This window comes from Niastella sp. sgz303648 (assembly GCF_059587045.1).
Genome location: NZ_JCAPSW010000007.1, coordinates 481,558 through 494,283 on the forward strand (window position 1 = coordinate 481,558; position 12,726 = coordinate 494,283).

At 40.5% G+C, this 12,726-nt stretch carries 5 protein-coding genes; all 5 read right to left on the reverse strand.

From position 1 onward, the window contains the following. Nucleotides 1–249 precede the first annotated feature (249 nt). Nucleotides 250–1,659 carry a RagB/SusD family nutrient uptake outer membrane protein gene (locus AC59IL_RS22395; RefSeq protein ID WP_496554429.1) on the reverse strand — a complete coding sequence of 470 codons (1,410 nt, stop codon included), beginning with the start codon at nt 1,657–1,659 and terminating at the stop codon, nt 250–252. 19 nt (nt 1,660–1,678) lie between these two features. After that, entirely contained in the window at nt 1,679–4,894 is a 3,216-nt protein-coding gene (locus tag AC59IL_RS22400; protein ID WP_496554430.1) for a SusC/RagA family TonB-linked outer membrane protein, read from the reverse strand. A gap of 501 nt (nt 4,895–5,395) precedes the next feature. Further along, a complete protein-coding gene (locus AC59IL_RS22405; protein ID WP_496554431.1) occupies nt 5,396–6,871 on the reverse strand; it encodes a RagB/SusD family nutrient uptake outer membrane protein in 1,476 nt (491 codons plus the stop codon). Nucleotides 6,872–6,900: 29 nt separating this feature from the next. Further along, a complete protein-coding gene (locus AC59IL_RS22410; RefSeq protein WP_496554432.1) occupies nt 6,901–10,095 on the reverse strand; it encodes a SusC/RagA family TonB-linked outer membrane protein in 3,195 nt (1,064 codons plus the stop codon). A gap of 115 nt (nt 10,096–10,210) precedes the next feature. Beyond that, entirely contained in the window at nt 10,211–12,562 is a 2,352-nt protein-coding gene (locus AC59IL_RS22415) for an efflux RND transporter permease subunit (RefSeq protein ID WP_496554433.1), read from the reverse strand. Nucleotides 12,563–12,726: the final 164 nt, after the last annotated feature.

Here is a 12,726-nt window from a genome sequence, read left to right on the forward strand (position 1 = left end):
TGAGGATGGAGGTATTACTAATTAGGCCATTAAAAACTGTAAAATGCTGCTTACTGGTACAAAAGGAAACGCAATACTTATTATAAATAATTGATTATTAGTTGCTGCGGAAACTATTTTTCTGGCTGCTATCATCGTGAATTAAGATCCTGAATAGTCCCTGAAACAGGTTGGCTAATTAAAAGAGGCTGCCTCAAAGTATGAGTCAGCCTCTTTTTAGTATAGAATTTCTATTTGAAATCCTTGTTTTTAATAGCCGTCGTTTTGCGCAAGATTAGGATTCTTATCTGTATCATATTTTGGTATAGGCAATATCGTATAGTTTGAACCATATGGCTGCTCTGCTACTGTAGTATGAGCAGGGATTGCCCTGCCTGTGCGTAAGAAATCAAGACTGCCCTGACCTTCAAAAGCAAGTTCGCGCCTTCTTTCAAGGTAAATTTCATTTAACAGATCAGTTTTGGTAAGCGGCGCAACGGGTGTTGCAGATGAACGCGCTCTCACCTTATTTAATAAGGTAATGGCCGTTGGATCTGCAACATCTCCTGTAACGAGGTTAGCCAATGCTTCAGCGCTGGTTAAAAAAACCTCAGAATAACGGAACACCGGCACCCAATCTGTGGTACCTGCATTGTATTTCCTTGTCCAGTAAGCACCACTTCTAAATTCAATCAATGAATCAGCACCATTCGAAGCCATCCTTTTATCAAATGATTCAAACAGATTTACATAGTCCAGGGTAATAGGAATAAGTGCAGCCTTGGCAGCACCATAATGGTTACCAATTGAATAATTGGTGTTTGGATTATCGCCTCCGTCTTGTGCTACTGAAAAGATAGATTCTTTAGTAGTATAAGTTCTGAAAGTTGTAATGGGGCTTGTGTTCAATTCATATAAACCCGAAGAAATTAACAGGTTGGCATATGTATTTGCCTTTGCGTAGTCTCTTTTATACAAATTCATCCTCATCAGTAAAGCCCTTGCAGCACCTTTGGTAGCCCTTGACACGCGGGTATATGCGTCAGTGTATGTTAATGGCAATTTGGCTTCTGCATCCAGCAAATCGGCCTCAATGGCAGCATATACATCTTTAACGGATGATCTTGCTATTTGATTGGAGGCTGCAAATGGATTATCAGTGGCTTCAAGTACTAACGGTACTCCTCTATGAGATGCATTCGCGGTAAGGGCATAAGGATGAGCCCACATATTTACCAGGTAAAAGTAGCAAAGCGCCCTGATAAATTTAGCCTCTCCAATATACTGATTTGCTTTTTCAGCGGTTACCAGGCTGGCATTGGGTGCAAAGTTTTTCATAAACAGGTTGGCCTCATAGATAGTACGGTATGCACCCTTCCATGCATCGCCCGTGGTTGGGTCGCCTGCCTGTAGTGTATTGAATACTACCATGTTACCAAAAGAATTAGGAGAAGCCGTAGCGTCAATACCACGAATATCGGCATATACAAGAATTCTTCCGCCAAAGTAGTTGGCATTCTGTAGTGCATCGTACATGCCAACTGCACTTTTATCAATTCTTTCCGGTGTTGAAAATGCTTCTTTATCTGATATAGTGTTAGACGGATCCTGATTAAGGTCTTTTCTGCAACCAGATAGAATAGTTAATGCAGTTATTGATAATATAAATAATTTCTTCATTGAGATAATTTTTATGTAATTAGAGACCTAACTGAATACCTACAGTAAACGTACGGCTTTGCGGTACGTTGCGGAGATCAATGCCTGCCGCTATGTTATCTGTACGGTTTGTATTTACTTCGGGATCAGCACCTGAGTAACCGGTAATAGTAAGAGCATTAAATACCTGGCCATATACACGCAGTGTTTCTATCCCAATTCTGTCGAGCAGCGATTTTTGTACATTGTATGATAATGATATGGTACGTACTCTCAGGAAATCTGCTTTTTCCAAAAATCTTGTAGAAGCACTGTTAGCTGTGTTATCCGTTAACCAAAGCTTTGCAACATCGGTTTGATCACCAGGTTTTTGCCAACGGGTTTTAATAACTGCAAAATTATTTGAGAAGGAATTTGTTAACAAGCTGGCCCGTGTACTGTTATACAGGTAATTGCCACCCTGGTACATAATTGAAATACCCAGATCAAAATTTTTGTAGCTAAAGGTATTATCAAAGCCGCCATACCATTTTGGCAAACCTGATTTCCCCTCCTGATACACATAATCTGATGAACTCAGTGCAGCTACTGTATTACCCTTATCATCTGTCCAGGTTCCGTTACCACTTGCACCGGCGCCACCAAGGTTATATCTTTTTATAGATCCATCTTTTGCATACCACTGTGGATTACCGGTATTGGGATCAACCCCTGCCCAAACGGGTAATAAGAATACACCAAGCGTTCTGTTCATGCTGGCAACAGCAATCGTAGAGTTGATGGAAGTAACGTCGGCATTGTTGTTAGCCGGGACCAGGCCGGTAATCTTATTCTTAATAGTGGTGAAATTAAAGGAGGTAGTCCACCTGAAATCTTTGGTTGAAACGGGCGTAGCATTAATCGTTATTTCCACACCGCGGTTATACATGCCACCTATATTGGTAATGACGCTTGCATTGGGTATACCAGTTGTATACAAAACGGGGGCTTCCAGAATAAGGTTATCAACATCATTGTTAAAATAGTCAATCGTTAAACCGATTTTTCCGGCGAGGAACTGTGCATCAAAACCGATATCCAGCTTGTTTGAGGTTTCCCATTTTAACATGGGGTTACCCGACTGAATATTACCTAAACCGGTGCTGATTGTATATGCAGCGCCACCATACAGGATACGCGAAGCAAATTCTCTTCCGGTTCCCCCCGAGGCTACATTTCCATAATTACCTACTTTACCATAGCTGCCGCGAACTTTTAAGTAATGAAGGAAAGAAAGACTGGCCATAAAATCTTCTTTTGTTGCTTCCCATCCTGCAGAAAAACTCGGGAAATAACCCCAACGATTATTGGCGCCAAAACCAGAGTAAGAATCACCTCTGAATGAACCTTCAACAAAGTATTTGCCATTGAAAGCATAATTCAAACGGCCAAAATACGATTCAATACCACTGGAGGTTAAGTTACCACCCGTTGATTTTAAAGTAGCAGTGGTTCCTGGCTGCACACTGGTATAGGCATCATCTATAATATACTTAAAAAACGGATCAGAGAAGTTGGATGCAGCTGTATATATAGAGAAGTAACTATTTTTCTGATACTCCATACCTGCTACAAAACCAACTTTATGTTTTGAGGCAAAAGTTCTGTCAAATGACAGGTAGTTTTGCCAGTTCCATAATTTCCATTGCTGGTCATTTTCCTGAACCATACCACCATATGGCTGCCCAAGGCCGGCCACATACGGAGAGGTATACTGATCTTCAAAATTGCGGAAATATTGCACTCCAAATTTTGATGTAACTTTCAGGCCTTTGATAATAGTAGCTTCGCCATATATGTTCGACCTGATATCCTCTGCCGTATTATTATTTCTTCCCAGTGAAACGACAGCTACGGGATTATAAAAGTTCGACGCGATTGGCGTACCATTAATAGTACGGATGTTATTTCCCCAACTTAACACCCCAACAGGTGTTTCAGAACCTTGTGTTAGATTAAATCCTCCTGGTCCCTTCGGATTATATGCCGAAACGGTTGGCGCCGCCTGCCATCCTGAGGAAACGGAACCGGCAGCATACCTGTCGGTAAGTATGCCGTTATTCAATGTTTTGCTGTAGCTCAATTCCAGGCCGCTTTTAAACCAGGTTTTAGGTGTGATATCTAAATTAACACGACCCTGACCGGTAGTTAATTTATTACCCAGGCTAATACCTTCCTGCTCAATATATCTGGCCGATGCATAGTATGAAGCTTTTTCAGCGCCGCCCGACATTGAAACAGAATAATCCTGCAACATTCCGGTACGATAAAGCAAATCTAACCAGTTGGTTCTGTCGTTAACGCCATCGCCATCCACATCGCTTTCTTTTGCAATAGTTCCATTAGGACTGGTCGCTCCATAGCGGTTAGATGCTTTTTCATTTTGAATAGTAATAAAATCATCACCACTTAATAAATCAGGAAGTTTGGAAGGCGTAGCCCATCCTATTTTAACATCGGCATTCACTCTGGCAGTTCCTTTCTTCCCTTTTTTGGTGGTAATTAATATTACACCGCTGGAAGCCCTTGAACCGTAGATTACAGAGGCACCGGCATCCTTTAATACTTCAATTGATTCAATATCATTTGGATTGATCAGCGCCAACGGGTTAAAACGGGTTCCATTACCGCTGTTAAAACCATTGGTATTTGTATTGGACATCTGTGGAACTCCATCGATTACAATCAGCGGTTGTGAGGTGGATGAAATAGAGTTAACTCCACGTATACGAATGGCAACTCCATCACCTAATACACCACCGGTTGCGTTGATCTGAACGCCGGCTGTTTTACCAGCCAATGCCTGGTCGAAACTTGGTAATGGTATATTGGCAACTTTGTCGCCACCTATTTTTGAAATAGAGCTGGTATTTTCTCTTACCGCCCTTGTACCATACCCTACTACAACAACTTCTTCCATTGCTGTATTGGTTGCCCGTAATGTAATTTCCAGTGAGCCGGAACCAATTTTCATTTCCTGGCGTTCCAAACCAACAGAACTTACAACAAGCGTTTTAGCATTCACCGGAATGGCGATAGTGAAGGTTCCATCTTCTTTAGAAGTTGTACCTAAAGAAGTGCCTTTTACAGTAATAGTAGCATTGGGTACAGGGTTTCCTTTTTCATCGGTAACTTTTCCTGAAATAGTACGGGACTGGGCCATAGTTTGTTCCCATAGGAACAACACGCCCAACAGAAGCAATAAAATTCTTCTCATTTTAAACATTTGATGGTTAACAACAGTGAAATATAGCTGCGGAAATTAAAGAGTAAGTCTATTATATTCCATAGAATGCTGCTTACAATCGACCATCAGCATATCATGATCTATGAAAATCTTTCAACTTCTTATCATGAATAACAATACTTAACAAATAGTTAGAATATGTTTAAGCGTTATATTTAGTTTCTTCAGAAGAGATTGACCAGTTGCAGCATACAAGCGTTTGCGTTTTTTTGCAAATACTAACTTTATTTAAAATATGAAATGGGGGTTCAACAGCAATTATTCGCATGTTCATTACTGAATTATATTAAAAATTAGCGGGCGCTAAGTTAACAGGTGGGAGTGGTATTTGAAATTACAATTCACTGTTATATAACTTTATTCCTGCATCAGGATAACTTTATTTCAACAACAACATTCAAATATTGCAACAATAAAAAAAGGCCATCACATTGTGACAGCCTTTTTTTTTGATATTATATTTTTTACAGATTAATCAACCCATAATTTATTTAATGATTTTTCGGCTGCAGAAACCGGCCATATGTAACCATCTTCAGTAGGCGCTTTCGGATTTACAGTTCCTTTGGCAGGAATTGTTTGTAACAATCTCATAATATCATTATTACGCAATCCTTCTCCCAAAAACTCAATTCTGCGTTCGGTCATTATTGCGTTTAGCAAATCAGCTGCTGTTGCAAAACTACCCACTGTAAATACAGTGGTTGCATCAGACCTGTTTCGCACTGCGTTTAACAAATCTACAGCCTGTGCATCTATGGCATTGGTAGTTCGAACTTTTGCTTCTGCCAGACTTAATAATACTTCAGCCCATCTGATAACGATAGAATTATCTGCAGGCGCAGCCGTTGGAAATTTGGTCAAATAGCTTTTTCCGGCATTAGCTCCTGTAGTAGCAGTAAAAATAAAAGTTCTTCTTTTATCTGTAGCAGTCCATCCTGTATTACCAATAATGCCTGCAGGGTTTAATGAAAATATTGATCCTAGACCGGTTGAGGCAGCGTAATAATATGACTGCAGGCCATTTTGAGTGCCGGGAATATCACCAGTTCCAGTGGTAAAAGGCAATGACAAAATAGATTCAGCATTATTATACGTTTTAAAAATTGTGGTATAATCTGTGAGCAGCGTGTGAGCTACACCACTCTTGGCTGTAAATGGAGCACTGGCAGGAACTAATTTGTTTGCTTCCTCAATTACTTTGGCGTAGTTCTGCATACTCAGGTAAACCCTTGTTTTAAATGTTATGGCCGTATTACGATGCGCACGGGTTAAATTTGCCGCGCTGGAAGCAGACGCTGCATTAGATACCGGCAAATTAGCTTCTGCATAATCGAGGTCAGCAATAATCTGACTATAAACCTCAGCAACAGAGCTTCTTGCCAGATCAGAGGAACCAGGCCCTTTAATGCCCACTAAACGCAGAGGTAAGCCGGGTTTTGAACCACTACCATCAGCGTAAGGTCTTGCATAATACTGTAATAAACTGTAATAAGATATTGCTCTTATTAGTCTTGCTTCGGCTATATAATTAGCGCCAAGGGTGTTTCCTACAACAGCTATTCCCTTTTCATTCATGCCATCTATAAAAACATTGCAGTTATTAATTACCAGGTAAGCCTGGGCCCATAATCCTACTATTGCATTGGCCGTATTTGTTGGATTAAGCAACCATACATCAGCATTTGTAACAAGGTTCGGATCTTCCAGTAAAAAATCGTCTGCGCGAATGTCGCCATATACAATATATCTGCCACCATAAAAAGCACCATTTTTTAACGCGGAGTACAATGATAAAACCTGGCTTGAAATTCTGGCTGATGTAGAAAATGCACTGGCATCAGAAATAGAATTTTCGGGAGCTGCATTTAACAGGTCTCTTTTGCAGGCAGTAAATACACCCGACACTACAAAAGCAACCAATATATATATGAATTTAAGTTTCATTATTTTCATTTTAGAACTGTTTGAAAATATTAAAAAACAACATTGAGACCTACCGTTACGGTACGACCGTTAGCCAGTGTATTTCTGTCAACACCAAAAGATATTCCGGAGTTACCATTAGAAGACACTTCAGGATCTGGTCCCGGATATTTGGTAATTACTGCAAGGTTTTGGCCGCTAACATAAAATCTTGCACGGCTGATATGAGCTTTTTCGATGATGTTCTTAGGCAAATTATACCCTAATTGAACAGATCTTAATTTCACAAAATCACCTTTAAAAACATTAACGTCTAATGGCATAGCCGAACCATTCGATACATTGTCGCCATAAATTGGTTTGGGTATGTTGGTTACATCACCGGCTTTTTTCCAGTAACCCAACACATCAGTTGCATTATTCCAGAAACGCTGATCATGCAAACCGGCATTTGTTCCATAATAAATATAATAGCCAAGCTGGTAGGTAAACAGGAAGTTCAAATCAAAGTTTTTATATTCAACTGAGTTTGACCAGCCACCTACATATTTGGGTAACGTATTGGCATACAGCACGCCGTCATCGGCCTGGTTAATACTTGCAGCCTGATTATTTTTCTTGTATTGGGTGCCGTTGGGGTTCATATAATTAAACTCACCGGTAGGCACAGCACCGTATTGATACAATACGTTATCGCCATTTGCATTTACAAAAATCCTTTTGCCGGTTGCAGGATCAACGCCGGCAGTACGAATTACCCATAAGTACCCGGCAGATTTTCCGACAACAGTTTTATTCACTGTTTCGAGCGTACTGGTGCTGGTTTGAATTTCTGTTAATCCGTTTGCCAGAGAAGTAACCTGGTTTTTATTATAAGAGAAATTAAAAGAAGAATTCACTCTCAGGCTGCCTTTGTTTATTACAACAGCATCTAAAGAAAACTCAATTCCCTGGTTATACATGGTACCCACGTTCATGAAAACAGTATTGTTTAGAACCGAGCTTGGAATACCAACAGAGGGTGATTGAGGAACTCTTAATAACAAATGATCGATATTGTTTTTATAATAAGTGATTTCACTTCTTAAACGGTCGTCGAACAAACCGAAACTAATACCTACATCTGTTTTCTTACTGGTTTCCCATTCTATTTTAGGATTGCCAACAGAATTAAATCCTAATGTAGCAGCTCCTCCATACAAGCCAGAGGTATAAACAGAATAGGTAGCAAAATCCTCAATACCTGCAACATTACCTACTTTACCATAACTACCCCGTATTTTAAAACTGCTGAATATGCGATCGATTCCGAAGTTCTTCCAGAATGCTTCCTTGGTAATTTCCCAGCCTCCGGAGAATCCATAGAAAACACCTTTTTTAACACCTAATGCAGAATATTCATCCTGACGTATGTTCGCACTTATAAAGTATTTCTTGTCGAAGTCGTAATTTAAACGACCAAATGAAGATAACAGATAATTCTGCGACAAGTTTAACCCTGAAGGATTATTCGTAGTAAAACCTGCCTGTATAACTGTATAGGCCGAATCAGAGAGTGTTCTGCGATTGATTCCAAAACCATCCAGTGTACGTTTTTGCTGCTCGTTACCAGCCAGCAAACTGAAATTATGAAAACCGCCGAATGAATAATCTATCTGTAACGTGTTTGTCCAAAGCCAGGTTTTATTTTTTGCATAAGAAGCTGTTGCTGCACCACCAGGACCAGTACCGGTACCTGTACCATCGCCATGATATGGGTTAAAGAAAATGTCATTATCAATTAATAAATTATCAATTCCATATACCGATCTCAAAGTTATCCAGCTAAACGGCTTTACCTGTATATAAGCATTCGATTGCAGGTGATTTACCTCGTTGTTTGAACGATTAAGATTCAACAACATGGTAATATTATTAAATGTATATGGGTTACTGCCATTAACTAAGCTACCCATACCTCCAATTGCAGTACCCGAAGCAATATTGTATGTACCATCATTTTTATAGGGCGCTATATTAGGAGGAAGTGCTAAAGCCAAACGGGCAGCACCAGCAGAAGCAAAAGCTTCTCCTGGCAATGAACCTGAAGTTCCGCCAATCTTATTTTTTTCGTTTGAATAAGCCACTTTACCACCAATACTAATTACTTTATTAACTCTGCTGTCAACGTTTAACAATATATTGGAACGACTAAAATCGTTCTTTTTAAGAATTCCCTCCTGATTGGTAAACCCTGCAGATAAATAATAAGTAGTTCCCTCGTTACCACCTGAAACATTTATGCTATGGCTATGTGAAAAACCCTGGCGGTATACTTCATCGTACCAGTTTGTATTGATGGGTTTGCCATTGGCATCGGTTGGAATAATAAAATTACCAGTAGTACTGGGGCTATTAACCTTTAAGTTGGCAAGAGCGGTATTTTTATAGTCAACATATTGCTGAGCATTTAAAATTTCAGGTAACCGGGTGGCCTTTGTGAACCCAACCCAACCATCATAACTTACTTTAGCGCGGCCATTTTTACCTTTTTTGGTAGTAATGAATACCACACCATTGGCAGCACGGCTACCATAAATAGATGAAGCGGCGGCGTCTTTGGCAATGTCAATGCTTTCGATATCATTGGGATTTACACTTGCCAAAGGGTTGGCCGGTGCACTGGTGGCGCCCTGATCGCCTGTATAGGTAGGGATTCCATCAATTACCACCAGCGGATAGGAGCTAAGTGAAATTGAGTTCGTTCCTCTGATCCTGAAAACCGGTGGGTTGTTAGCAACACCATTCGGTACCGTGATCTGAACACCGGCGGCACGGCCGGCTAAAGCAGATTCAAAACTTTGTACTGGTTTTTGTGCAATTTCAGTACCCTTTACAGCACTGTAGTTACCAGTAATTTCTCTTCTTTTTTGTGTACCATAACCTACTACAACTACTTCTGCCAGATTTTTATCGGCGGGCTCAAGCTGAATATTAATAACACCTTTGTTACCAATACTTACTTCAACTTCAGATAAACCTACGGCAGAGAACACCAGCACTTTCGATTTGTCGGGTATCGACATAGTATAGGAGCCGTCTGCTTTGCTGGTAGTTCCGTAATTGGAACCTTTTACAGTAATTGAAGCGTTGGGAACTGGAGATCCGTCGGGGCTTGTTAATTTTCCCGTTATTACGCGGGTTTGCGCCTGCAGTTGGGCAACAGTAAGGCCCACTGCAAATAGCAGTAATAGCAATTTTCTCATGTGTTCGCGTTTTTAGTTAAGTTAGCTTGTCAGCAATTCAAGATCGCAAATATATTCCAAAAACAGACATATAATGTGTGTTTTTTGCTGCACACGGTACATATATGAAATTTCATTATTTCTTAATCAACGTAAGCAATAATGCAGGTAAAAATATCAGATTGGTTAAAGTGGCAAGTACAAGTGTAAGCGAAGTTAGCCATCCCAGCGCCTGGGTTCCCCCGAATCCGCTAAAACAGAAAATAACAAATCCGGCTATCAGCACCAATGAAGTATATATTATACTGATACCCGTTTTATGAATGGTGTCTATCACAATTTCATTCGATGTTTTTTTGCTATTGAGGGTTAGCTCCTGTTTATAATTTACCAGGAACCGGATGGTTATATCTATTGCAATACCCAGAGCTACCGAAAAAACCAGCACGGTCGAAGGTTTTATGGCTACGCCAACCCAGCCCATAACCCCGGCTGTAATGATAAGCGGAATGATATTGGGAATGAGCGAACAAATTAAAATCTTAAACGACCTGAACAAATACAACATACAAAGGGCGATGAGCAAAAAAGCCCATAAAATACTTTCCTTTAATCCGTTTATGATAAACGCACTACCCTCAAGAAACGTAATACTGGTGCCTGTAAATGTAACATGGTAGCGGGCCGTATCAAATAACTGGTTGCTGCGGTTTTGAATAGTATTAATTAATTCGGGTAAATGCTTGCTGCCCACATCGGCCATATTAACGCTTATGCGCGCTTCGCGCCGGTTACTGTCCATAAACGAGCTAACAACCCGGCTAAAATTATTTTGCTTACCTGCGCTGTCTGCCCCACCCTTGTTGCTCAGGTATTGCGATAAAAATATCAGATCTACATCGGTAGGCGCTTTGTAATTGCTGCTATCGCCGTTATAATATGCCTGGCGCGCAAACTTCAATCCTTCAACGATCGAAAGCGGCCGGGCCATTTCGGGTTGGGCAGCGATGAATTGCGATAACGAATCGATCTTTGCAAATGTTTGAACGGGCGCACGTCGCAACCCCTGCTTCTGCTTTGTATCTACTACAATCTCAAGCGGCATTACCCCTTTAAAATGCTTTTCAAAAAATTTAAGATCGGTATAAATCTTATCTGTTTTAGGAAGATCATCTACAATAAACCCAACCGATTTTAAACGGAACATACCGGCTACGGCTACGGCCAGCACAATAGCAGTCACTGCATAAATCAACTTTTGATGATGAAGCGACCAGCGTTCGAGATTATCTAAAATAGCCAGCAGCCATTTGTTTTCGAGATAGCGCATATGCCGCTTTTTGGGATCGGGCAAAAAGCTTAATACGGGCGGTATAAACATTACCGAAATGAAGAACAGGGCCATGATGTTGATACCTGCCACTACACCAAACTCTTTCAGCACTGCACTCTTTGTAAGCGCAAACACAGCAAAGCCAATGGCAGCAGCTATATTGCAAAACAATGTAACCACGCCCATACGGCTGATCATAGCTGTTAATGCAATCCGCTTACGACTTTCTTCGGCAAATACCTCACCATTTATATCATTGTAGGTGGTATGGTATTTATTCAGAAAATATATACAGTTGGGAATACCAATTACAACTATTAATGGGGGAATAATCGCATTCAGCAGGGTAATTTTATATCCAAGCCATTCTATGGTGCCCAGGCTCCATATTACCCCGATAATTACAACAGCCAGCGATATGGCCGTAGCACTGAAGCTGCGAAAGAAAACCAGCAAAATAACTGCCGATAAAATAATAGATCCCAATAAAAACCATTGCATTTCGGCTGCCACTTTGGTGGCAAGGTTGGTGCGTATCAACGGCAGTCCGCTGTAATGCATTTCAATACCATATTTGGTACCAAATGCATCGGCTGTTTTTACAATATCACCTACAACTTTATTTCTTCCTTTTGAATTAAGTACATCTTTATTTATTCTGATACCCATCAGGTACGAACCCGAAGATGGATCGTACAACAATCCCTGATAAAAAGGCAGATTAAAAAATACAGCCGCCATGGTATCGAGCTCGGGCTGCGACAAAGGTCTGTTGGCAAAAACCGGTACTGCATTTAATTTTTCGCCTGTTGTATCTTTTACCAGATTCGAAGCAGCGGGCACACTCAACACATCTTCTACCGCAGGCACCTCTTTTATTTGTTTGGCCAGGGCTGCATAATCATTAAATACAGGCGCCTGAAACAGCTTGTTGGTTTGAACGCCAATCACCATTAAGTTTCCATCTTCACCAAACTTGCTGCGAAAAGCCTGATATTCCTGGTATTTAGGATTATCGGTAGGAATGGCCCTAACGAACTCATAACTTAATTGTACACGGGAGGCATGATAACCCAACAATGCAGTAGCTGCGAGTAACAATACCAATAATATCCAACGGAGTCGTAAAACAAACCGGGCGATTTTTTCCCACATGTAGAATATAGAATTTTACAGCAAAGAATATGATTAACAGGCAGCAAAGAAACTCAATTTAACAGGATTAAGGAAGTTTATTTCCCGGTTCCGGTAAAACCTTAACAGGCCTTATACAACCGGTTCCTTCGCCATAATCCCCATAATTTCTTTGGATTTAGCAA